Raw genomic sequence first — 22,822 nt, 5'->3', positions numbered from 1 at the left:
CCCCGATGGTACCGCGTGGTACCACTCGGTGTCATGCCGATTTCGTCCGTACCCGTCCCGCCACCCATGCCCCCGCCAGGGCCACCGCCGCCATCGGCAGGAACACCGCCGCGAAGGCGGCCGGGTGGGAGCCCGTGGCCTCCGTGGCCGCGTGGGTCACCGTGCCGCCGCCGAGGGCCGCGAAGGCCGCGCCGCCTGCCGCGAGGAGGAGGACGTTGGAGAGGCCGTCGGAGATCTGGAGGGCGGCGGAGTTGGTGCCGGCCTCCGCGGGCGGCGAGAGCTTGAGCAGCATGACGCTGGTGGAGGAGATCACCAGACCCATACCGAAGCAGCCGAAGGCCCAGGCGACGGCCACCGTCCAGGCGGGCACGCTCTGGATCAGCACGCTGGGGGCCGCCGCGATCGCCGCCGCGACCAGGACCATGCCGAGGGTCATCAGACGCTCCCGGTACGGCTCCAGGCGGGGCCTGGACTGGACCCAGGAGCCCAGGGCCCAGGTGCCGCCGCCGGCCGCGAGGGAGAAACCGGCCAGCGTCGGGCTGAGGCCGCGCTGGGTGACCAGCATCAGCGGGACGAAGGACTCCGCCGCGATGAAGGACCCGGCCGCGACCCCGCGCAGCAGGACGACCGAGGGGAGTCCGCGGGCCGCGCGGTACGTGCCGCGCGGGAGGAGGCCGAGCACGGCCGGGACCAGCAGGGCCACGCCCAGGGCGCCCGGCAGCAGGGAGAGCCGGCGCAGGTCCTGGGCGGCGTACTGCAGCAGGCCCGCGCCGAAGGAGATCGCCAGGGCCAGCCGGATACGGCGGGCGTCGAAGGAGGCGGGCGCGTCCCCGTCGACCGGGCCGGACGCCAGGCGCCGTATCTGCGGCAGGGCGAGCGCCAGCGGGAACACCACGAGCACCGGTATGCCGAGGAACACCCAGCGCCAGCCGATGTGCTCGGTCACCGCGCCGGAGGCCAGCGGGCCGACGATCGACGGCACCACCCAGCTCGCCGCGAACGCCGCCATGATGGCCGGCCGCAGCCGCTCCGGGTAGGCCCGGCCGACGATGACGTACAGCGCGACGATCACCAGCCCGCCGCCGAGTCCCTGTACGGCCCGCCCCAGGATGAACAGCCACATCGCCCCCGCCGTCCCGGCGAGCAGCAGTCCGACCGCGAACGAGGCGATACCGCAGGCCAGCGGGGCGAGCGGGCCCCGGCGGTCGGACCACTGGCCGGACAGCACCATGCCGAAGAGGCTCGTGGTGAAGTACCCCGAAAACGCGAACGCGTACAGCGACACCCCGTCCAGCTCCCGTGCGGCCACCGGCATCGCCGTACCGACCGCCGTCGCCTCGAAGGCGATCAGCAGCACCACGGAGACGACGCCGATGCTCAGCGCCCGGTAGGGGCGGCTCAGCACGGTCCCGTCGGAGACGGTTTCCGGGGGAGGGGCGTCGGCGGGCTCGGCGACATCGGTGTCACGCGGGTTCGGGGCGGTCATGACCGCCAGAGTAAGGGCCAAGCCCCGGTTTGACCCCTGTCGGGGGTAGGGCTCCGCACCGGGACCTTGGTCGTAGGACCGCCGCGTCATTCATGAACGGCGTATGGCAGTCCCATTGCGTCCCCCGTGATCCCCTTGAACCCCACCCCGACGCCGCCCTACGGTCGATCCGGAGGAACCGCACAACACGGCCGTGTGCCCGAGTGGCTCAGGGACTCGCCTGCAAAGCGAGTTACGCGGGTTCGATTCCCGCCACGGCCTCCGCGAGGAGGCGGGGTGCTCTCCAGCACCCCGCCTCCTCGAAGGGGCGCGGGGCCCTGTCGATCTGCGGCTCCGCCGCGTGGGCGCGAGCAGCCCCCACGGCGCCGCAGCCGACCGGCTACAGAACTCCCCCCGCCTCGTCCTGGAACAGCTCCGTCCAGTAGTGCCACTCCGCGTCCGCCCCCGCCCCCGTGGGGTCGATGGACGACAACACCTGCAACATGGTCAATGCCAGTTGGTCATACGTATCGCTGGTCAGCGCATGCCCCGACGCCTCATCGATCGCGTGCTCCCGGTGCAACAGCCACAGCGTGAACGCCAGCGTCGAGATGTCCGTGTTCAGCGGCGACAGCGCGGAGTCCCGCTCGCTCCAGCTGAACACCGCCCCCGACGCCCCGTCGACGACCAGCGCGGTGTCCTCGACCAGATACCCCAGCCGTATCAGCTGCTCGGCCCGCGCGGGCAGCCCCGCGTCGGCGGGCGAGTCCTCGTCCGCGTAGTACTCCGCGAGCGTGCGCAGCGGCAGATCCGTGTCCAGCTGGAAGAGGAAACCGTCCTCCGGCAGCCCCGTCTCGCGCAGAAAGCGGCGGGTCGGCTCGTGCGTGAGCGTGTTGGGGAAGTCGACCTCCTCGAAGCGGACGACTCCGCCCCGCCCGAACTCGTCGTCCAGCAGCCCACGGGGGAGGTCCAGGGCGAGACCCGACGCCGTGCCGGGGCCCGCGATCAGCGCCAGCGGCCTGATCAGCGCGGCCATCTTCCAGAACGGTGCCGGCTCGCCGTCCGTGCCCTCCTCGAACACGGCCAGCAGCTGCCGGGACGCCTCGGCGACCGCCTTCGTGCCGTACCGGCCCGCGTAGGCGGCGAACTGGCCGCGCAGTCCCGCCAGTTCGTCCGTCGCCGCCGCGAACCGCACCAGCGTCGGCAGGGACGGGGCGAGCGGGCGGCGGTCCATCAGATCGGGGCGGTCGTGGAGGAAGAACGTCGTGGACACCTCGCCGGTCGCGCCGTCGAGCAGCACCGACTCCGTCTCCAGTCCGCCCGGCCCCAGCATGCCGCCGATGACGAGCTGGTCCCGCAGCTCCGCCGAGAGCCGGCCGTCGGGGTCGCCGGTGGAATCGCGCACCGTGCGCGGGCCGCCCTCGCGGGCGAGTTCGGCGAAGCCGAACAGGCCGCTGTCGGCGGGCAGTCCGGGGCCGGTCAGCCAGCCGCGCGTGGACGCGTGCGTGACATGGGGATCGAGGTCGGCGCCGGTGAGTGTGATCACCGGCGCGACAACGGTGTCGGTCGTGCTCATGATTCCCCCGCGATACGTGTGCTCGGTCCCGGGCCCGCGAACACCCCGCCCCGGGCAGGACGGACCGGACCCTTCCGGGCTGGCGGCCGTCCCCCACTTCTCGGAAGACTACGCGCCACCACTGACAACGCCCCGGACCCCAGGGCGCCATCAAACGCCCCCACCACACAAGACGCCTGAGCGGCCGTTCGCGTTGCCTTCCCCGGCGAGAATCACCCGTGCGGATTCAGCCGCCGGTCACCACCGCGGCCTGCGGCCGGATCGGCAGCCGGTTGACCGGGCGGCCCGTGGCGGCCCGTACGGCGGAGGCGATCGCCGCCGGTGAGGTCACCACCGGTACCGCGCTGACGGCCTTCGCGCCGAACGGCGCGACCACGTCCCGCTCCTCGACCAGCTTGACGATGTGGATGTCCGGCGCGTCGAGGGCGGTCGGGAGGGCGTAGCCGGTCAGGTCGGGGTGGCGGACCAGGCCGCGCGGGGTGCGCAGGTTCTCGGTGAGCGCGGCGCCCAGGCCCTGGGTCACGCCCGCCTCGATCCGCGCGGCCAGCTGCGCCGGGTTGAGCACCCGCCCCACGTCCTGGGCGACGGCCAGCTCGACGACCCGTACGGAGCCGATCTCGATGTCGACGTCGACCACCGCGCGGACGGCGCAGAACGCCATGCCGACGAAGGCGTCGCCCTGTCCGGCCTCGTCCAGCGGCTCCGTCGGATGCGGGCGGCACTGGGCGGTGGCCCACAGTTCCTTGCCGTCCATCGCCTCGGTGACGGTGGTGGACAGCACACCGTCGTACGAGGTGATCCTGCCGTCGGTGATCTGGAGCAGCTCGTGGGACATGCCGAACTGGTGCGCGAGGGGCTGCAGGAGCTGGGTGCGGACCATCTTCGCCGCCCGCTCCACCGCGCCGCCGGACACCCAGGTGTGCCGGCCGCGGCAGCCGGGGCCGGCCGGGGGCTGGTCGGTGTCGACGGGCACCACGTGCACCTCGTCGATGCCGAGGGTCTCCTGGACGATCTGCCGGGCCAGGGTGGAGAACCCCTGCCCGTTCTCGACGGCCGCGCACAGTACGGTCGCGACGCCGCCCTGGACGCGCACGGTGGCCGTGGACACCTCGTCCGCGCCCTCCGCGCCGAGCATGTGCACCATGCCGAGGCCGTAGCCGACACCCCGGCGCACCGCGCCCGGGTCGCCCGCGCCCTCGGGGCCGCCGGGCAGCAGCCACTCGTCCTCGGGGGTGTCCTTGGGCAGCGGCGGCAGCGGGAAGTCCCGTACGGCTTCGAGGAGTTCCGCGACCGGGGCCGGGCAGGTCACCGTCTGGCCGGTGGGCAGGACGTCGCCGGTGGCCATCACGTTGCGAAGGCGCAGTTCGGCCGGGTCGACGCCGAGCTTCTTGGCGAGCTTGTCCATCTGCGCCTCGTAGGCGGCGCACACCTGCATGGCGCCCTCGCCGCGTACATGGCCGGAGGGCGGGTTGTTGGTGCGGACGGCCCAGCCCTCGATGAAGGCGTTGGGGACGACGTACGGGCCGCAGGCGAAGGCCACGGCGGCCGCGAGGGCGTCGGACGAGGTGTCGGCGTAGGCGCCCGCGTCGAGCAGGATCTGCGCCTCGACCTTGACGAGTCTGCCCTCGGCGTCGGCGTGGTGGCGGTAGCGCAGCAGGGTGGGGTGGCGGTGGGTGTGGCCGAGGAAGGACTCCTCGCGCGTGGCGGCGAGCTTCACCGGGAGGCCGGTCTTCAGCGCGAGCAGACCGAGCGGGAGCTGGAAGCTGCGGTCCTCGCGGTCGGCGGTGGCGCCGGGGACGCCGGTGACGACGACCTTCACCCGTTCGGGTTCCAGGCCGAACGCGGCGGCGGCGGTGTCCCGGTCGCCGTGCGGGTCGGTGGAGGCCAGGTACAGCTCCACGCCGCCGTCCGGGCGGGGCACGGCGAGTCCGGCCTCGGCCCCTATGGGCGCGGGGTCCTGGCGGCCGATGCGGTACAGGCCCTCGACGACGACGTCACCGGCCGCGTCGGGGTCGCCGTGGCGCAGCGGGATGTGCCGGATCAGATTGCCGTCGGGGTGCAGCGGTTCGGCCTCGAACGCCTGCTCGGGGTCGATGACCGGGTCGAGGACCTCGTACTCGACGATGACGGCGGCAGCGGCCATCCGCGCGGTGTCGGGGTGGTCGGCGGCGACGGCGGCGAGGGGCTCGCCGTGGTGGCGTACGACCTCGGAGGCGAAGACGGGCCGGTCGGCGGTGCCGCGGCCGTGCAGCGGGTCGCCGGGGACGTCCTCGTGCGTGACGACCGCGCGGACGCCGGGCATCTCCCGCGCGTGGGTGGTGTCGATGGACACGACGCGCGCGTGCGGGTGCGGTGAGCGGAGCACGGCCGCCCACAGCAGGCCCTCGGCCCACAGGTCGGCCGCGTACGGGAAGGTGCCCTCGGTCTTGGCGCGGGTGTCGGCGGCCGGGAGGGAGACGCCGAGCCCGTGCGGGAGCGGTTCCGGTTCGGGGGCGGCCTCCGTGGCCTGCGCGGTGGCTGCTTCGTTGGTCACGCCTGGCCTCCGTCCGTGCCGTAGGGCTGGTCATGGGGTTCGTCGGCGGGTCCGGTGACGCCGAACGCGGACGGGTTGACACCGCCGGCGCCGGGGCCCGCCTGGTGCGGGATGCGGGGCGTGTCGGCGTCGCCGTCGGTGTCGTCCTCGGCCGCGTGCGCCTCGCGTTCGGCGACGACCTCCTGGACCGCGTCGACCACGCCCCGGTAGCCGGAGCAGCGGCACAGGTTGCCGCACAGGGCCTGGCGGGTCTCCAGGTCGGTGGGGGCCGGGTTGCCCTCGAGGAGGTCGTGCACGGTCATCGCCATGCCGGGCACACAGAAGCCGCACTGCACGGCGCCGCACCGCGCGAGTGCCCGCTGCACGTCGGAGGGGCGGCCGTCCTGCGCCAGGCCCTCGACGGTACGGACCTCGGTGCCGGCCGCGGTGACGGCGGGGACCAGGCAGGACGCGACGAGCCGGCCGTCGACCTGCACGTTGCAGGCACCGCACTCGCCCTGCGAGCAGCCGTCCTTGGCACCGGCGAGACCGAGGCGCTCGCGCAGCACGTAGAGCAGCGACTCGCCGATCCAGGCGTCGGTGACGGGCCGGTCGGTGCCGTTGACGCGGAGCACGTAGGAGGCGAGCGGGTGGTCGTCGTGAGGCGGCTCGTGCGGCGCGTCCGGAGCGGGCCCGCCCTGATCGGCCGGGGTGTCCGACGTGCCGGACTCCGTGGCGGTGTCCGGGGCGTCGGCGGGCTCCGTCACCGGTTCCCCGTCGGGGGCGTCGGACGGCTCGGAGAGGCTGTCGGCGGCCTCGGGGGCTCCCTGGGCGTCCTCGGCCCCGGAAGCGGGCTCAGGGGCGTCCTGGCCGCCCGGACGCGGGTGCTCCCGGAGCCCGTCCGGGGCGCCCTCGGCGGCCTCGGCGCCGGCCGGCCACCGCGGCTGCCCGGCGTAGGAGTCGGCGGGCAGCGGCTGGGGCACACCGGCCGACCGCGGCCCGTCGTGCTGCCCGGACGCGTGCTCGCCCATGGGCGTGCCCTGGGCGGGTGTTCCGCCGAAGACGTCCTGCCCGGGCGCGTGCCCGGCGGGCGGCAGGGGCGTGTCCCGGGCCGGTGTTCCGCCGAAGACGTCCTGCCGCGGCGCCTGCTCGGCGGGCGGTACCGGCGTGCCCTGGGCGGGCGTTCCGCCGTACGGGGCCCGGTCGCGGCCGTCCGCGTGCGGGAGGGGCCGGCCGCCGTACGTGCCCGTGTCCTGCGGCTGCCGGGGGGCGGGGTTCTCGTGCTGGGCGTGCTCGTCCCGTACGGGGCCGTGCTCGTCGCCCTCCTGCGGGACTCCGGGGACGCCGGGGCCCCACGGGCGGCCGATGTCCTGCGGGGGCGCCCAGGGGGCCGCCGCGCCGCCGGGGAGCGTGGGCGGCGGGGTGCCGCCCCACTGCTCGACCAGGGAGGACTGGGTGAACTCGCCCGACTCGTCCGGCAGATCGCCGTCCGCCACCGGGATCGACCACTGGCCGGTGACGTCCTGTCCGGGCGCGGGGTTCTGCGGGGAGCTCTCCTCGAAGGCCCACTGCCCGGTGGCGCCCGGGTTGTACGTGAACCGGTCCCCCTGCGTCCCGCCCGTCGCCGGGTCGTGCCACTGGGCGCCGTCGACGGGCGCGCCGGGCACGCCCCAGGTGCCGGTGGCCGCCGGGTCGGTGCCCGCGGCAGCCGCCTGGTCGACGGTGATCTGCGGCGGCACATAGCCGTGGCCGGGCGCGGCGAGCGGGCTCTCCATGGCGTCCAGGAGGGCGTCGATGCCTCCCTCGGGGAGGTTCACGAAGGCCGTGGCGCCGTCGTCGTAGTCGCCCTGGGGCAGCGGGTCCCAGCGGCTGCCGCCCGGGGGCCTGCCCTGTCCGTGCTGGTCGTCGGTCACGACAGCGCCCTCCCCAGTGCTCGTCGGGCCAGCGCGGCGACGGTGCGCCGCAGATGCAGTACCGCGGGCGGAAGCGACGGGACGGTGCCGTCCTCGCCGGGGGCGGCGTCGGGGATGCAGGCCGCGGCGACGTACTCCCCGAACGCGTTCAGTGCCTCGGGCACGATCGCGCGGTTGTTGTCCCAGTCGATGAGCTGCGCCACCCACTGCTCGGCGTCCAGGGGCCGCAGCGGCATCGGCGCGATGGCGCCCACCGCGCAGCGCACCCCGCGTCGGGCGGGGTCGAGCACGAGGGCGACGGAGGCGACGGCGCGGCCCGGCCCGGTGCGGCCGGTCGCCTTGAGGAACACCTGGGGCGCGTGCAGCAGCGGCACGCGCACGAAGCCGATGAGCTCACCGGGGCGCAACAGGTCCATTCCGGCCAGCAGGTGCGACACCGGGACCTCACGGCGGACACCGCCCGGACCGGCGACGACCAGGGTCGCCTCCAGCGCGGCGAGCACCGGCAGCGCGTCCCCGGTGGGGGCGGCGGAGGCGATGTTGCCGCCCAGGGTGCCCGCGTTGCGGATGTGCGGCGGTCCGGCCGCGCGCGCGGCGGCGGCGAGCGCCGGGATGAGGGCGGCGAAGTCGGGGCGGCCCATACGCGCGTGGGTGAGGCCGGCGCCGAGGAGCGCGTGTCCGTCCAGGTACTGCCAGCCGCGGATCTCGCTGATCTTGCCGAGGCCGACCAGCGCGGCGGGCCTGAGCTGCCCGGAGTTGACGGCGGCCATCAGATCGGTGCCGCCCGCGACGGGCACGGCGGCGGGCATCGCCGTGAGGGCCGCCACGGCCTCGTCGAGTGTCGTGGGCAGCGTCACGGCCTGCGCCGCCTGCGGTGCGTGCGTGCTCAAGTCCGGCTGCCCCTTCCCGCTGCCCCACCTGGTCCTACCTGTGCTGCCGTACGGTACGGCCTGACAGGGCGGACGTGGCAACTCTGGCACATCTTGACAGGTGCCGAAGACGGGGGTCCGCTAGGAGGCATTCACCCACCTCGTCCCGGTCATGGCCGGTTTCCGCCCGGCATCGCCGGTGCGCCGGGGATTGCCACTCTTCGGTGACCCTTGTTCCCGTTTCGCACAGGCTGTTCGACGCAGAACGGGCGGGCGCCGCCCGAGGGTTCCGGGGCCCCCGGGCGGCGCGGGTCACCCCTGGGGCGGCGGGCCGTCGAGCGGGCGTCCCAGCACACCGGGACGCCGCTGCCAGGGCAGCGGGCCCGTGGGAGGACGGTAGGCGACTCCGAGGGCGTCCAGGCGCCGGTAGTGGGCGCCCATCCGCCGTTCGAAGTCGGCGAAGTCCCGGTCGTCGGAGTCCGGCAGGGCACTCCAGGCGACCTCGGAGAGCGCCGCGAGCCGGGGAAACGTCTGGTAATCGACGCGCCCCTGGTCCTCCATCACCTCGGTCCACACATTGGCCTGGGTGCCCAGCACCCGCGCGGTCTCGTCGCCGGTCAGCTCCGCCGGTACGGGCTCGAACCGGTAGACGTCCTCCAGGGTGCGCACGTACGCGATCGGCACCGGCTCGTCGGGGCCCGCGTCCTGACGGTAGTCCAGGTAGACCTGCTGCTGGGGGCACATGACCACGTCGTGCCCCGCGCGTGCGGCGGCGATCCCGCCGGAGTAGCCGCGCCAGGAGGACACCGCGGCACCGGGTGCGAGGCCGCCCTCCAGGATCTCGTCCCAGCCGATCAGCCGCCGTCCCCGCGCGGCGAGCCAGCCGTCGAAGTGCCGGATGAACCAGGACTGCAGCGCGTCCTCGTCGGCGAGTCCGAGGTTGCTGATCTGTTTCTGCGCCGTGTCCGAGGCGCGCCACTGGTCCTTGGGGCATTCGTCGCCGCCGATGTGCACGAACGGCGAGAACGGCCCGGCGTCCGCGGGGAACAGTTCCAGGACCTCCTCGAGCACCCCCTCGTAGAAACGCAGGGTGTTGTCAGTGGGGGCGAGTACGTTCGGATTGATCCCCCAGGTGTCCCAGACGGTCAGGGAGGCGGTGTCGATGACATCGGAGTTGCCGAGTTCCGGATATGCGGCGATGGCGGCCTGCGAGTGCCCCGGTACGTCGATTTCGGGGACGACGCCGATATGCCGCTCGGCGGCGTAGGCGACGATCTCGCGGATGTCGTCCTGGGTGTAGTGACCGCCGTGCGGGCTGTCGTCCCACAGCGGTGACGCGCGGTGCCCGATTTTCGTCCGGGCACGCCAGGAGCCGATCTCGGTCAGCTTCGGATACCGCTGGATCTCGAGGCGCCAGCCCTGGTCGTCCGTCAGATGGAGGTGGAGCACGTTGAGTTTGTGCGCCGCCATCAGATCGAGATAGCGCAGCACGCCTTCCTTGGGCATGAAGTGCCGGGCGACGTCGAGCATCAGTCCGCGCCAGCGGAATCGGGGACCGTCCTCGACGGTGACATGGGGCACGGCCCATCCGCCGTCGCGGCGGACGGGCGCCCGGCGGAAGGCGTCGGGGCCGAGGAGCTGGCGCAGGGTCTGCGCGCCCCAGAAGACACCGGCGGCGCTGCCGCCCTCGACGAGGACGCCGCCGCGGTCGCTGACGAGGCGGTACTCCTCCGGACCCAGCCCGGGGCCGAGCCGGAGCCGGATGCCGTCCCGGTCCGTGTCCTCGGGTGTCCGCCCCTCGGGCAGCGGCAGTCCGGTCGCCTGCGACAGGACGGCGCGCAGCCAGTGGCCGACGCCCTCCGTGCCGTGGCCGGCGTGGAGCCGCGATCGCTCCGTCAGCCGCACCTCGCCGGATCCGGCGACGACACTGCGGGGCGCTGGAATCAGTTCGGTCATGTCAGTCCTTTACCGCGCCGCCCAGTCCGGAGACCAGACGCCGCTGTACGAGTACGAAGAAGACCAGTACCGGAATCGTCATCACCGTCGACGCCGCCATGACCCCGCCCCAGTCCGGCTCGTCGGGTTTGTAGAAGACCAGCAGCGCCATCGGGAGGGTCGACTGCGAGATGTCGCTGATGATGAAGGACTTGGCGAACAGGAAGTCGTTCCAGGTGGAGATGAAGGAGAAAACACTGGTGGCCACGAGGCCCGGCAGAACGAGCGGGAAAAGGATCTGCCACAGAAAACGCGCACGGCTCGCCCCGTCGATGTAGGCGGCCTCCTCCAGCGCTTGTGGAACCCCCTTCACGAACCCCCGCAGCATCCAGATCGCGAACGGCAGGGAGAACGCGATGTGGGGCAGGATCAGCGACCACAGCGTGTTCAACTGGCCGAAGTCCCGCATGACGAAGAACAGCGGGATGGTCAGCGCCTCCACGGGCACCATCTGGGCCACCAGAAACATGATCAGCAGGGTGGTCCGCAGACGGAACCGGAATCGCGTCACGGCGGTCGCGGCGAGAAAGGCGATCAGCGCGGAGGCGACCACCACGGCGACCGCGACGACCACGCTGTTGAGGAAGTACCGGCCGAATTCCTGCTGCCCGAACACCCGCCGGAACGAGTCGAGGGAGGGCGCCAGCGTCCAGGGCCGCGGCTCCGTCGACTCGATCTCCCCGGCCGGTTTGAAGGCGCTCAGCACCATCCAGTACAGCGGGAACGCCACCACGGCCGCGGTCAGCAGCGCCGCCGTCTCGGCCGCCAGCCGCCCCGGACGCCGTACGGACCGGCGCACAGGATTCACCCGGGGTTCCCCGTCCCGGCTCACGAGTGTCACAGTTCCTCCCCCTGGCGGCGCAGCAGCCGCAGGTACACCAGCGTCACGGCGAGCAGGATCAGCAGCATCACCACGCCGATCGCCGCGCCGAGGCTGTACTGCGAGGACGCGAACGCCTGCTGGTAGGCGTAGACGTTCAGGACCAGGTTCTGGCCGGCGATACCGCCCCCGCCCGTCATGACGTAGATCTGGGTGAAGACCTTGAAGTCCCAGATGACCGACTGGATGGTCACCACCACCAGGATCGGCCGGAGCATCGGCGCGAGCACCGAGCGCCAGATCCGCCACTGCGAGGCCCCGTCCAGGGAGGCGGCCTCCAGCACCTCGGACGGTACGGCGCGGATACCGGCGTAGACCGTCACCATCACGAACGGGAAGGAGCACCAGACCACTTCGAGCAGGACGAGGAGGAACGCGCTGAACCTGCCGTACGTCCACGAGTGGTCGCCGAGCCCCAGCACCCGGTTGACCGGCCCGAAGTCGGCGTCGAAGAGGAACAGCCAGACCGTGGACCCGGTGATCGCCGGTGTCGCCCACGCCCCGAGCCCGGCCAGCATCAACGCCAGCCGCGGCACCGCCCGCACGCGGGTCAGCAGCACGGCGAGCGCACACCCCACGGCCAGCGTGCACACCACACAGGCCGCCGCGAACACCACGGTGGCCAGCAGCACCTGCCAGAACTGCTCGTCGCGGAAGAGCTCGGCGTAGTTCCCGAACCCCACGAAGGTGGTGGGTTCACCTCCGCTGACCTGGGCCTGGGTGTAATGGAAGAGCGAGATCAACCCGAGCTGATAAACGGGGTAGGCAAGCAGTCCCCCGAGCACCACGAGAGCGGGCGCGAGATACAGCCAAGGGGTACGGGAACCCCCGAAGGGGCGCGGGGCCGTGCCGGCCTTGCGGCCACCGCCGCGTGGGCGCGACAGGCCACCGCGTGCCCGCACCCGCCGGTCCTCCAGGACCCCCGGGCTCGTGGGCACCGTCATCCGACGGATCCGAACGCCTCGTTCATCTTCTTCGCAGCATCACGCGAGGCAGTCGCCACGTTCTTCTTGCCGGAGACGACCTCCTGGAACATGGTCGGCAACACCAACGACGAATCGATCTGCGCCCACGCGGGCGACGCCGGCACGAACTTCGTGTCCGCCGCCAGTGTCTCGACGAACGGCTTCACGAAGGCCTCCTTCGCCGCCACCTGCTCCCGCACATCGGAGAACGTCGGCAGGAACCCCATGCCCTCGAACAACGCCCCCTGCGCCTTCTTGGACGCCAGCCGCTCCATCAGATCGACGGCAAGGGTCCGGTGCGCGGTGGACTTGAGCACGCCGAGGTTGTTGCCTCCGGCGAACGCGGGGGCGATGGACCCGGCCTCGACGCCCGGCAGCGGTACGACCGCGTACTTGCCCTTGACCTTCCCGGCCTCCACGGCCGCGTGGCTGAAGTCGCCGCCGATCGCCATGGCCGCCTTGCCCGAGGCGAACGCGGTCACCGTGTCGTTGCCGCCCATGCCGGCGCACTTCGCGGCCGGGCAGTTGTCGTCGCCGAAGAGCGAGGTGTACGCCTCGATGCCCTTGCGGGAGTCGGCACTGTCGATGGCGGAGGCGTACGAGCCTCCCTTGCCGGTGGCGAGTTCACCGCCGTGGGCCCAGATGAAGGGCATGGCGCCGTAGGTGTAGGCGCCGCCGACCGCGATGCCGTACAACTCCGGTTTCGCGGCGTGGATCTCCTTGGCTGTGGAGATCAGCTCGGCCTGGGTCCTCGGGACGTCGAGGCCGAGTTCGTCGAAGACGTCGGTGCGGTAGTAGAGCGCGCGGACCCCGACGAAGTACGGGGCTCCGTAGACCTTGCCGTCGACGGTGACCGACTGTCTGGCGGTCGGGTCGGTGTCCTTGGCCTCGCTCCAGTCCCCGAACTCCTCGGTGACGTCGGCGAGTCCGCCGTCCTTCACATAGCCGGCGGTGTCCGTGTTGCCGTACTCGATGAGGTCGGGGGCGGACTTCGGGTCGTTGAAGGCGGCCTTGATGCGCTGGGCGCGGGTCTCCACGGGTATGTACTCGACGGTGACCTCGGTGTCCTTGTGCGCCTTCTCGAACTCGGCCAGGACGGAGTCGACGACCTGTTCCTTGGGCTTGTTGCTGACCTCCTGGAAGAGCCAGACACGGAGGGTGCCGGATTTCTCGTCCTTGTCGGAGGAGGAGGTGCCGGAGGTCTGGGGCGCGCAGGCGGCGGCCGTGGCGAGGACGGCCGCGGCGGCGACCAGGCGGGCGGACAGCTTCATGGAGTTGCTCCTCCGAACGCGTTGCAACATATGCAATGGCGGTTTCGCTGTGCACAACAACATCGGAGGCTAAGGACTAGGTGAACCGCGCCACAAGAGGTCTCAACCACTCTGTGACCGGCTGACGCATCCTGCGCAACGCGCGGACAGCACAAAGGCCCCCAGGGCACGCAAAGCGTGCTCCGAGGGCCTCGGAAGGAATGGGACGGACGGAAAGGAGGTGACAGAGGGGACGAACTACTTGTCGCCCTTGCCCTTGCCCTTGTCGTCGTCGCCGGCGCTCATGGACTCGTAGATCTCCTTGCACATGGGACACACCGGGTACTTCTTCGGGTCGCGGCCGGGCACCCACACCTTGCCGCACAGCGCCACGACGGGCGTGCCGTCGAGCGCGCTCGCCATGATCTTGTCCTTCTGGACATAGTGGGCGAAGCGCTCGTGGTCACCGTCGCCGTGGGAGGTCTGCGGCGTCGGCTCGACGAGGGTCCCCGTACCTGTCCCGCGCTCGGGCTCAAGAGTGCTCATAACAGCCAAGGGTACTGAAGCTCACAGGCATCAGTTGAGCGAAGGGTCGTCCGGATATGTGGCCACCATCGCCAGCTCGCCCCGCTGGCGGCGCAGCACCTCGCGCCAGAGCCGCTCCGGGGACGGGGAGGAGACGTCGCCGGGCTCCGACTCCACCACGTACCAGGCGCCGTCCACCAGCTCGTCCTCCAGCTGGCCGGGGCCCCAGCCCGCGTATCCGGCGAAGATGCGCAGGGAGCCGAGGACGGAGGCGAGCAGCTCCGGCGGGGCCTCCAGGTCGACCAGTCCGATCGCGCCGTGCACCCTGCGCCAGCCCAGCGGCGCGGTCTCCCCGCCCGTCCCGCCGGGGACGACGGCGACGCCGAGGGCGGAGTCCAGCGACACCGGGCCGCCCTGGAAGACGACCCCCGGTTCGCCGGCCAGGTCCGCCCAGCCCTCGAGGATGTCGCCCACGTCCACGGGGGTCGGCCGGTTGAGGACGACACCGAGGGAGCCCTCCTCGTCGTGGTCGAGGAGGAGCACGACCGCACGGTCGAAGTTCGGGTCCGCCAGGGCGGGAGTGGCCACGAGCAGCCGCCCTGTGAGCGAGGACACCTCGGTCATGCCAGACATGATCCCGCATCCCGCTCCCGTGTGGGGAGGCAACGGGGGTACGGGAGTGAAGGCAGCTCAGGGCGGACGGGACATCCCCGGCGCACGACGGAGACGGTGACCCCGCGTGGCCGGAGCGGAACCGTTCGTGTTGTGACAGATCCATGACGTCCAAAGGGCCCGTACGGGCTTACAGAAGGGGGGTGAGGGGCGACTACCCTTTCCCTTCCGGCCCCTGCCCCACTCTCCACGGAACGCGAGATCCATGACCGTCAACGGCACTGATGACGTACTGCTTGTCCACGGCGGAACCCCGCTGGAGGGCGAGATCCGTGTCCGCGGTGCGAAGAACCTCGTACCGAAGGCCATGGTCGCCGCGCTGCTGGGCAGCGCACCGAGCCGTCTGGGCAATGTCCCGGACATCCGTGACGTCCGGGTCGTACGGGGGCTGCTGCAGCTGCACGGCGTGACGGTCCGTCCGGGCGAGGAGCCCGGTGAGCTGGTGCTCGACCCCACGCACGTGGAGAGCGCCAACGTCGCCGACATCGATGCCCATGCCGGTTCCTCGCGGATCCCGATCCTGTTCTGCGGCCCGCTGCTGCACCGGCTCGGGCACGCGTTCATCCCGGGTCTGGGCGGCTGCGACATCGGCGGCCGGCCCATCGACTTCCACTTCGACGTACTGCGGCAGTTCGGCGCGACGATCGAGAAGCGGGAGGACGGCCAGTACCTGGAGGCCCCGCAGCGGCTGCGCGGCACGAAGATCGAACTGCCGTACCCGTCCGTCGGCGCGACCGAGCAGGTGCTGCTGACGGCGGTGCTCGCGGAGGGCGTCACCGAGCTGTCCAACGCGGCGGTGGAGCCGGAGATCGAGGACCTGATCTGCGTCCTGCAGAAAATGGGCGCGATCATCGCGATGGACACCGACCGCACGATCCGCATCACCGGTGTGGACAAGCTCGGCGGCTACACCCACCGCGCCCTGCCGGACCGCCTGGAGGCCGCCTCGTGGGCGTCCGCGGCGCTGGCGACCGAGGGAAACATCTACGTCCGGGGCGCCCAGCAGCGCTCGATGATGACGTTCCTGAACACGTTCCGCAAGGTCGGCGGCGCCTTCGAGATCGACGACGAGGGCATCCGCTTCTGGCACCCCGGCGGGCAGTTGAAGTCCATCGCGCTGGAGACGGACGTGCACCCGGGCTTTCAGACGGACTGGCAGCAGCCGCTGGTGGTCGCGCTGACGCAGGCGACGGGCCTGTCCATCGTGCACGAGACGGTCTACGAGTCCCGGCTCGGCTTCACCTCCGCGCTCAACCAGATGGGCGCCCACATCCAGCTGTACCGCGAGTGCCTGGGCGGCTCCGACTGCCGCTTCGGCCAGCGCAACTTCCTCCACTCGGCGGTCGTGTCGGGCCCGACGCGGCTCCAGGGCGCGGACCTGGTCATCCCCGACCTGCGCGGCGGTTTCTCGTACCTCATCGCCGCCCTCGCCGCCCAGGGCACCTCCCGGGTCCACGGTATCGGCCTGATCAACCGCGGCTACGAGAACTTCATGGACAAGTTGATGGAACTGGGCGCCAAGGTGGAACTCCCGGGCAAGGCCCTGGGCTGACGGACAGCCACGCCAACGCCGATGGGGCGGTCACCCGGACTGGGTGACCGCCCCATCGGCGTTGCCACGAGCGCCCCAACGGGGCGCGGGCCGTAGTCATGTGCGGCTCCGCCGCGCGGATGCGACCAGCCACAACGGACCCGCGGTCGCCCCTGACGCGCTCAAAGACGCAAGGCTACTTGCCCTTGGCGGCTTCCTTCAGCTTCGAGCCCGCCGACACCTTCACGCTGTACCCCGCGGGGATCTGAATCGGCTCACCGGTCTGCGGGTTGCGCGCGGTGCGCGCGGCCCGGTGGGTGCGCTCGAAGGTCAGGAAGCCGGGGACGGTGACCTTCTCGTCGCCCTTGGAGACGATGTCGCCGACGACCTCGGCGAACGCGGCCAGCACGGCGTCGGCGTCCTTGCGGGTCACCTCGGCGCGGTCGGCCAGTGCGGCCACCAGCTCACTGCGGTTCATGTTGTTACTCCCGTGTTCTTCTTGCCGTTTGAGGCGTGCCACGCGGCGGAGCCGCATGTCGGGCACGGCCAAGCCGATGCTGCCAGGTTCCTCGGAGAGTCCCCGGACCCGGGTCCGTCGTCAGACCCTCGCGCCCAGGGACGCATCCTGCCTCTACCTGCGGCGGTAATGCCAATCCGGCACCCGCAGGAGTCGTGAGAACACCCGAGGGAGTCACACGAAGGGCGCCACGGCCCGGCCGCCCACCTTAAAGGGCCGCCGGGATCTTCGGGTGCCCCGACGCGCCGGTTCCAACCGGCCGTGGTGATCCTCACAGCCCCCGCGGGGCCTGAGGTCCTACGGGGCCGACGTCCCCGCCGCCTTCGCCGCGTCGCGTACGGCGCCGGCCACGGCGCCCGCGACCTTGTCGTTGAAGACGCTGGGGATGATGTAGTTCGGGTTGAGCTCGTCCTCGGTCACCACGTCCGCGAGGGCCTTGGCGGCGGCCAGCATCATCTCGGTGTTGACGGTGCGGGACTGCGCGTCGAGCAGACCGCGGAAGACGCCCGGGAACACCAGCACGTTGTTGATCTGGTTGGGGAAGTCCGAGCGGCCGGTGGCCACAACGGCCGCCGTCTGACGGGCGATTGCGGGGTCGACCTCGGGGTCGGGGTTCGCGAGCGCGAACACGATCGCGCCCTCGGCCATCGTCGCCACGTCGTCGCCGTCGAGGACGTTCGGGGCGGAGACGCCGATGAAGACGTCGGCGCCGCGCACGGCCTCCTTGAGGGTGCCGGTGAGGTTCTCCGGGTTGGTGTTGTCGGCGATCCAGCACAGGGCCGAGCCGGGCACGGCGTCCACCAGGTCCGCACGTCCGGCGTGCACGACACCGTGGATGTCGGCCACCACGGCGTTCTTCACACCGGCGGCGAGCAGCAGCTTCAGGATGGCCGTACCGGCCGCGCCGGCGCCGGACATCACGACGCGGATGTTCTCGATGGACTTGCCGGTGACCCGCAGGGCGTTGGTCAGGGAGGCGAGGACGACGATCGCGGTGCCGTGCTGGTCGTCGTGGAAGACGGGGATGTCGAGGGCCTCGCGCAGCCGGGCCTCGATCTCGAAGCAGCGCGGCGCGGAGATGTCCTCCAGGTTGATGCCGGCGAAGCCCGGGGCGATGGCCTTGACGATCTCGACGATCGCGTCGGTGTCCTGGGTGTCCAGGCAGATCGGCCAGGCGTCGATGCCGGCGAACCGCTTGAACAGTGCGGCCTTGCCCTCCATGACCGGCAGGGCGGCCTTCGGGCCGATGTTGCCGAGGCCCAGCACGGCGGAGCCGTCCGTCACAACCGCAACGGAGTTCCGCTTGATGGTGAGGCGGCGGGCGTCCTCGGGGTTCTCGGCGATCGCCATGCACACGCGGGCCACACCGGGCGTGTAGACCATGGAGAGGTCGTCACGGTTGCGGATGGGGTGCTTCGACGCCATCTCGATCTTGCCGCCGAGGTGCATCAGGAACGTACGGTCGGAGACCTTGCCCAGGATGACGCCCTCGACGCCGCGCAGCTGCTCGACGATCTCGTCGGCGTGCGAGGTGGAGGACGCCGCGATGGTGACGTCTATACGGAGCTTCTCGTGGCCGGACGCGGTGACGTCGAGGCCGGTCACCGAGCCTCCGGAGGACTCCACGGCCGTGGTGAGCTGCGATACGGACGTTCCGCTCGCGGGCACCTCCAGCCGGATCGTCATCGAGTAGGAGACGCTGGGCGCCGTTGCCATGGCCGACTTCCTCTGCTTTAACCGTGTCGCTCAATGTGCCGTCCGATCGTCGCACCTACCCCTGGGTACGCGGTAGCCGCCGTGGATTGCGGACGTTTTGTTCATCGGCGTGTGCTGTGCGACGGAAGCCAGTTTCCACCACGCGGGAGCCGATCGGACAAGAGGAAGAGCGGAGAAAAAGAGACCCACGTCACAGTTCATGACGTGGGTCTCCGCCGTTCATATGACACCGACCCGCCATGCTCGCCTCGCGGCAAGTGGTCGCTCGCAGCGACTAAGGTTGGGCCCGGGGGCTTGGATCGGGCCGGTGCCACGTCCAGGCTAACAAACGGATCCCGTAAGACCATTCCCCCGGCGCACGTGCTTTTTCACCGTTCCCCTCAGTCCCTCAGCAGATCCGGCACTCCGTCCGGGTCCGGCTCGTCCCGCTCCGCCGAGACCACCGTCAGCTGCTGGGTGGCGCGGGTCAGGGCGACGTACAGGACCCGCAGGCCGGCCGGGGACTCGTCGGCGATCTCCGCGGGTGATACGACGATCGTGGCGTCGTACTCGAGGCCCTTGGCCTCCAGGCTGCCGAGCGCCACCACGCGGTCGCCGAGCCCGTCGAGCCAGCGCCGGGCCTCCTCGCGTCGCTGCATGGCGACGACCACGCCGACGGTGCCGTCCACGCGCTCCAGCAGCCGCGCGGCCTCCGCGCGCACGGTCTCGCCCAGCGGGCCGGCCGCGACGGCGAACCGCGGTTCGACACCCGTGGAGCGCACCGCCTTCGGCGACACGGACCCCGGCATGGCGAGGGCGAGGACCTTCGACGCCAGTTCGGCGATCTCCGCGGGGTTGCGGTAGTTCACCGTGAGCTCGAAGCGGCGGCGCGGGCGGCTGCCGAGGGCCTCGTCGCGGGCCTGGGCGGCCTCGTCGGGGTCGGACCAGGAGGACTGGGCCGGGTCGCCGACGACCGTCCAGGTGGCGTGCCGGCCGCGGCGGCCGACCATGCGCCACTGCATCGGGGTGAGGTCCTGCGCCTCGTCGACGATGACGTGCGCGTACTCGACGCGTTCCTGGGCGAGCCGCTCGGCGCGCTCGCGCTGGGTCTCCTCACGCACCGGCATCAGCTCCTCAAGCCCGGTGAGCTGGTCCAGCGGGTCGAGGTCGCGCTTCTTGCGGGGGCGCGCGGGGGCGCCGAGGATCGCCTGGAGCTCGTCGAGCATGGCGATGTCGTGCACGGAGCGGCCGACGCGCTTCAGCGCCCGGGCGACCTTGCGGACCTCGCCCGGGTTGAGGATCCGCCGGGCCCAGCGGCCGAGGCGCCGCTCGTCGGCCATGGCGTCCAGCACGGCGGCCGGGGTGAGCTCGGGCCACCATGCGTCGAGGAAGGCGATGAAGTCGTCCTCGCCGGTGATGTCCTCGTCGAAGGAGGCGCGCAGTTCGGCGGCGAGCTCCGGGTCGGTGTGCCGGGTGCCAGCGCCGGAACGCTGCCACAGGGCGTCGAGGAGCAGCTTGCGGGCGCGCGGGCGCAGCAGGTTGACGGGGGCGGTGCCGGCGAGGGCGGTACGGCGGATGTCCGCCAGTTCACCGGCCTCCAGCTCCAGCCGCCGGCCGAAGGCGACGACCCGCAGCCGCTGCGGCGAGCCGTTCGGCTCGAGCGCTCCGCGCGCGGCCTTCCGCAGCACCTTCAGCATGCGGTACGAGCCCTTGGCACGGGCCACCGACGGGGAGTCGTACAGGGTGGCCTCGGCGCCGTCGACCAGCGAGCCGATGGCGCGGATGGCGACCTGGCCCTCCTCGCCGAGGGAGGGCAGCACGCCCTCGGTGTAGGCGACGAGGAGCGGGGTGGGCGAGACGATGAGGATGCCGCCCGCGTACCGGCGCCGGTCCTGGTAGAGGAGGTACGCGGCGCGGTGCAGGGCGACGGCGGTCTTGCCGGTGCCGGGGCCGCCCTCGACATAGGTCACGGAGGCGGCGGGGGCGCGGATCACCAGGTCCTGCTCGGCCTGGATGGACGCGACGATGTCCCGCATGGTGTGCGTACGGGCCTGGCCCAGCGCGGCCATCAGGGCGCCGTCGCCGATCACGGGCAGCTCGCGGCCGTCGAGGGACGCGGTCAGCTCGGGGCGCATCAGGTCGTCCTCGACGCTCTGGACGCGGCGGCCCTTGGAGCGGATGACCCGGCGGCGCACGACCCGGCCGGGGTCGACGGGGGTGGAACGGTAGAACGGCGCGGCGGCCGGCGCCCGCCAGTCGATGACCAGCGGGGCGTAGTCCTCGTCCAGGACGCCGATCCGGCCGATGTGCAGGGTCTCGGCGATGTCCGCGGTGTTGTCGGGCCGTACGGCGCCCTCGGCGGGCTCCACGGCGGTGTACGCGCCGTCGGGGCCCTTCCTGCCGTCCTTGCCGGGCAGCAGGTCGATCCGGCCGAAGAGGAAGTCCTCGTACTCGTTGTTCAGCCGGTTGAGGTGGACGCCGGCCCGGAAGACCTGGGCGTCCCGCTCGGCGAGCGCGCCGGGCGTGCCGACATGGCCGCGCAGGGCGGCGTCGCGCATGAGGAACTCGGCCTCGTGGATCTTCTCCTCGAGGCGCCGGTACACCCGGTCGAGGTGTTCCTGTTCGACTCGGATCTCCCGGTCGCGGACGGAGTCGTGAACCGGATCGACCGCGGTTCCCTGTTGAGCCTGAGCGGCCACCGGGCCCCCTTCTGACGTGCTGGGCAGCCGTCAACCGTACGCGAAGGGGAGGCCTGTCGGCTACGGGCCCACCGGTGAGCGGGGCCCGGCACGCACCGGACCCCGCTCACCGGTGCCGGTCGGAGCGGGGCGACTTCCTGCGGGCCGGCCCCTACGCGTCGATCTCGACCAGCAGCTCGCCGTCGAAGGTCATCACCTGGAAGTGGTCGATCTCGTTCGGCTGGAAGGCCGCGCCGCCCTGTACGTACAGCGGCTGCTTGGCCTTGTCGGACTCGGCGTCCGGGAGGCCGTAGCCCTCGCCGGGGACGGACCAGGAGTTGATGGTCTCCCGCTCGCCGTTCTTGCCGACGGCGACGAGGGAGCACTTCTGCTCGCCCTTGACGTTCTTCAGCTCCGTGACGATCTCGGTGCCCCAGAGCTTCTTCTCCATCGCCACGGTCGCCGTCACCTGGGTGGCCGGGTCCGTCGCCATGATCTTCTCGGTGCTCTTGTCGAAGGCGTCCTTGGCCGGGTTGGCGGCCAGCGTACGGTTGGTACCGCTCCCACCTCCGCCCTCGTCGCTCCCACCGCTGGCCGCGACGGCGACGAACGGGCCGCTGATGATCAGCGCGCCGGCCGCGGCCACCATGTAGAAGTTGCGGCGGCGCTTGCGCGCGCGGCGCTCGGCCACCTCGTCGACCAGCTTCTCCACCACGCGCGGGGCGGGCCTGGCGGACAGCGACTCACCCAGCGCGGGCGTCCCGGTGCCGGGCAGGTCCGCGAGCGCGGCCAGCATCGGCTCCATCCCGGCGAGCTCGTCGAGCTGCTGGGCGCACCACTCGCAGGTCGCGAGGTGGGCCTCGAAAGCGGTTGCTTCGGCGTCGTCGAGGATGCCGAGGGCGTAGGCGCCGACGGTCTCGTGTTCGTTCGGCACCGGTGATCCCTGCATGGGACCAGTCATACCCGTACCGCCCTCTCCGTATCCCCCGTAGACCTTCGTCACGCCGTCACCCCCCGCTCCTCCAGTGCCAGCTTCATCGAACGCAGGGCGTAGAACACCCGGGAGCGGACGGTGCCGCTGGGTATGCCGAGTGTCTGGGCCGCCTCATTGACGGTACGTCCCTTGAAGTACGTCTCGACGAGTACCTCCCGGTGCGCCGGGGTCAGGTCGTCGAGTGCGTCAGACAGCGTCATCAGCCACAGCGCCTTGTCGATCTCGTCCTCCGCGGGGATGACCTCCAGCGGCGACGGATCGACCTCCTGCGGCCGGGCCTGCCGGCTGCGGTGGCCGTCGATGACGATGCGCCGGGCGACCGTCACCAGCCAGGGGCGTACCGAACCGGTCGCCCGATTGAGCTGACCGGCGTTCTTCCAGGCACGGATGAGCGTTTCCTGAACGACGTCCTCGGCGCGCTGCCGGTCCCCGGCGACCAGCCGGAGGACATAGGCGAGCAATGGTCCGGCGTGCTCCCGGTACAGGGCACGCATCAACTCCTCGTCAGGTTCCGAGGGCTGTGAGGACATGCGATGTCGGGCCCTCGCTCCACGTTCATTGGCCACGGCCGCATCCTTGCGCACGCCCACCTCCGGTGTCCGGGGGATCCCCCAGTCGGTCGCTCGACAACCGGTACGGAAGCGGGGTGTTGGGTGTTCAAAGCGAGGTGACAGTTTTCTGTGGGGTGACATGACGACCGGGACATGAACCCACAATTCCACCGTTGCTTCTTTACATTTCCGACACATCGACGCGCGTGTGGCGGTGATCACAGCACGATCGGA

General features: G+C 71.7%; 17 protein-coding genes and 1 tRNA gene. 2 read left to right on the top strand and 16 right to left on the bottom strand.

Annotation, left to right across the window (positions count from 1 at the left end):
- Nucleotides 1-31: 31 nt before the first annotated feature.
- Nucleotides 32-1,486, bottom strand: coding sequence for an MFS transporter (locus tag ACGFR9_RS18835; protein WP_393209663.1), 1,455 nt, complete (start codon nt 1,484-1,486; stop codon nt 32-34).
- Nucleotides 1,487-1,675: 189 nt separating this feature from the next.
- Here ACGFR9_RS18835 and ACGFR9_RS18830 point away from each other — a divergent pair.
- Nucleotides 1,676-1,747, top strand: a tRNA-Cys gene (locus ACGFR9_RS18830).
- Nucleotides 1,748-1,865: 118 nt separating this feature from the next.
- Here the strand turns inward: ACGFR9_RS18830 and ACGFR9_RS18825 are convergent.
- From ACGFR9_RS18825 to ACGFR9_RS18780, 10 genes are all read right to left on the bottom strand, one after another.
- The gene (locus tag ACGFR9_RS18825) at nt 1,866-3,041 is read right to left on the bottom strand and encodes an SUKH-4 family immunity protein (RefSeq protein WP_393209660.1); all 1,176 of its coding nucleotides are present in this window, start codon (nt 3,039-3,041) and stop codon (nt 1,866-1,868) included.
- Nucleotides 3,042-3,267: 226 nt separating this feature from the next.
- Nucleotides 3,268-5,574, bottom strand: coding sequence for a xanthine dehydrogenase family protein molybdopterin-binding subunit (locus ACGFR9_RS18820; protein WP_393209657.1), 2,307 nt, complete (start codon nt 5,572-5,574; stop codon nt 3,268-3,270).
- Entirely contained in the window at nt 5,571-7,466 is a 1,896-nt protein-coding gene (locus tag ACGFR9_RS18815) for a 2Fe-2S iron-sulfur cluster-binding protein (RefSeq protein ID WP_393209654.1), read from the bottom strand. Before ACGFR9_RS18815 ends, ACGFR9_RS18820 begins: the two co-directional genes overlap by 4 nt.
- Nucleotides 7,463-8,356 (bottom strand): FAD binding domain-containing protein, encoded by an 894-nt coding sequence (locus ACGFR9_RS18810; RefSeq protein WP_393209651.1) that lies wholly within the window; start codon nt 8,354-8,356, stop codon nt 7,463-7,465. The genes ACGFR9_RS18815 and ACGFR9_RS18810 overlap by 4 nt, the downstream gene beginning before the upstream one ends.
- A gap of 291 nt (nt 8,357-8,647) precedes the next feature.
- Nucleotides 8,648-10,291: a beta-N-acetylhexosaminidase gene (locus tag ACGFR9_RS18805; RefSeq protein WP_393209648.1), complete on the bottom strand. Its 1,644-nt coding sequence runs from the start codon at nt 10,289-10,291 to the stop codon at nt 8,648-8,650.
- Nucleotide 10,292: 1 nt separating this feature from the next.
- Nucleotides 10,293-11,138 carry a carbohydrate ABC transporter permease gene (locus tag ACGFR9_RS18800; RefSeq protein ID WP_393209645.1) on the bottom strand — a complete coding sequence of 282 codons (846 nt, stop codon included), beginning with the start codon at nt 11,136-11,138 and terminating at the stop codon, nt 10,293-10,295.
- A 29-nt stretch (nt 11,139-11,167) separates the two neighbouring features.
- Nucleotides 11,168-12,154 (bottom strand): carbohydrate ABC transporter permease, encoded by a 987-nt coding sequence (locus tag ACGFR9_RS18795; RefSeq protein ID WP_393209642.1) that lies wholly within the window; start codon nt 12,152-12,154, stop codon nt 11,168-11,170.
- Nucleotides 12,151-13,446 carry an extracellular solute-binding protein gene (locus tag ACGFR9_RS18790; RefSeq protein WP_393209639.1) on the bottom strand — a complete coding sequence of 432 codons (1,296 nt, stop codon included), beginning with the start codon at nt 13,444-13,446 and terminating at the stop codon, nt 12,151-12,153. Before ACGFR9_RS18790 ends, ACGFR9_RS18795 begins: the two co-directional genes overlap by 4 nt.
- 237 nt (nt 13,447-13,683) lie before the next feature.
- The gene (locus ACGFR9_RS18785) at nt 13,684-13,971 is read right to left on the bottom strand and encodes a DUF3039 domain-containing protein (protein ID WP_393209636.1); all 288 of its coding nucleotides are present in this window, start codon (nt 13,969-13,971) and stop codon (nt 13,684-13,686) included.
- Nucleotides 13,972-14,001: 30 nt separating this feature from the next.
- Nucleotides 14,002-14,574: a YqgE/AlgH family protein gene (locus tag ACGFR9_RS18780; RefSeq protein ID WP_030224838.1), complete on the bottom strand. Its 573-nt coding sequence runs from the start codon at nt 14,572-14,574 to the stop codon at nt 14,002-14,004.
- Between the two features lie 253 nt (nt 14,575-14,827).
- On the opposite strand from ACGFR9_RS18780, the gene murA reads away from it, so the two are divergent.
- Nucleotides 14,828-16,174 carry a UDP-N-acetylglucosamine 1-carboxyvinyltransferase gene (gene murA / locus ACGFR9_RS18775; protein ID WP_030224840.1) on the top strand — a complete coding sequence of 449 codons (1,347 nt, stop codon included), beginning with the start codon at nt 14,828-14,830 and terminating at the stop codon, nt 16,172-16,174.
- A gap of 175 nt (nt 16,175-16,349) precedes the next feature.
- Here murA and ACGFR9_RS18770 read toward each other — a convergent pair whose 3' ends face one another.
- The 5 genes from ACGFR9_RS18770 to ACGFR9_RS18750 all read right to left on the bottom strand — a co-directional run bounded on the left by ACGFR9_RS18770 (nt 16,350) and on the right by ACGFR9_RS18750 (nt 22,627).
- Complete coding sequence (locus ACGFR9_RS18770) at nt 16,350-16,631, bottom strand: HU family DNA-binding protein (protein WP_004987462.1); 282 nt, start codon at nt 16,629-16,631, stop codon at nt 16,350-16,352.
- Between the two features lie 336 nt (nt 16,632-16,967).
- Nucleotides 16,968-18,386, bottom strand: coding sequence for an NAD-dependent malic enzyme (locus tag ACGFR9_RS18765; protein WP_393209631.1), 1,419 nt, complete (start codon nt 18,384-18,386; stop codon nt 16,968-16,970).
- 380 nt (nt 18,387-18,766) lie between these two features.
- On the bottom strand, nt 18,767-21,064 hold the full coding sequence (locus tag ACGFR9_RS18760; RefSeq protein WP_393209628.1) for a HelD family protein: 2,298 nt from the start codon (nt 21,062-21,064) through the stop codon (nt 18,767-18,769).
- 151 nt (nt 21,065-21,215) lie between these two features.
- Complete coding sequence (locus ACGFR9_RS18755) at nt 21,216-21,977, bottom strand: anti-sigma factor family protein (RefSeq protein ID WP_393209625.1); 762 nt, start codon at nt 21,975-21,977, stop codon at nt 21,216-21,218.
- Between the two features lie 65 nt (nt 21,978-22,042).
- A complete protein-coding gene (locus ACGFR9_RS18750; RefSeq protein ID WP_004930798.1) occupies nt 22,043-22,627 on the bottom strand; it encodes a sigma-70 family RNA polymerase sigma factor in 585 nt (194 codons plus the stop codon).
- Nucleotides 22,628-22,822: the final 195 nt, after the last annotated feature.

It is taken from the genome of Streptomyces sp. NPDC048584 (assembly GCF_043199595.1).
GTDB classification, from domain to species: Bacteria; Actinomycetota; Actinomycetes; order Streptomycetales; family Streptomycetaceae; genus Streptomyces; species Streptomyces edwardsiae.
The sequence above is the reverse complement of the archived record's forward strand: the minus strand, read 5'-3'. Positions and strand labels throughout refer to the sequence as shown.

Excerpts from the sequence above, each read along its gene's own strand:
- ACGFR9_RS18835 (WP_393209663.1), bottom strand. The coding sequence starts at position 1,486 with ATGACCGCCCCGAACCCGCGTGACACCGATGTCGCCGAGCCCGCCGAC.
- ACGFR9_RS18825 (WP_393209660.1), bottom strand. The coding sequence starts at position 3,041 with ATGAGCACGACCGACACCGTTGTCGCGCCGGTGATCACACTCACCGGC.
- ACGFR9_RS18805 (WP_393209648.1), bottom strand. The coding sequence starts at position 10,291 with ATGACCGAACTGATTCCAGCGCCCCGCAGTGTCGTCGCCGGATCCGGC.
- ACGFR9_RS18795 (WP_393209642.1), bottom strand. The coding sequence starts at position 12,154 with ATGACGGTGCCCACGAGCCCGGGGGTCCTGGAGGACCGGCGGGTGCGG.
- ACGFR9_RS18790 (WP_393209639.1), bottom strand. The coding sequence starts at position 13,446 with ATGAAGCTGTCCGCCCGCCTGGTCGCCGCCGCGGCCGTCCTCGCCACG.
- ACGFR9_RS18785 (WP_393209636.1), bottom strand. The coding sequence starts at position 13,971 with ATGAGCACTCTTGAGCCCGAGCGCGGGACAGGTACGGGGACCCTCGTC.
- ACGFR9_RS18780 (WP_030224838.1), bottom strand. The coding sequence starts at position 14,574 with ATGACCGAGGTGTCCTCGCTCACAGGGCGGCTGCTCGTGGCCACTCCC.
- murA (WP_030224840.1), top strand. The coding sequence starts at position 14,828 with ATGACCGTCAACGGCACTGATGACGTACTGCTTGTCCACGGCGGAACC.
- ACGFR9_RS18770 (WP_004987462.1), bottom strand. The coding sequence starts at position 16,631 with ATGAACCGCAGTGAGCTGGTGGCCGCACTGGCCGACCGCGCCGAGGTG.
- ACGFR9_RS18765 (WP_393209631.1), bottom strand. The coding sequence starts at position 18,386 with ATGGCAACGGCGCCCAGCGTCTCCTACTCGATGACGATCCGGCTGGAG.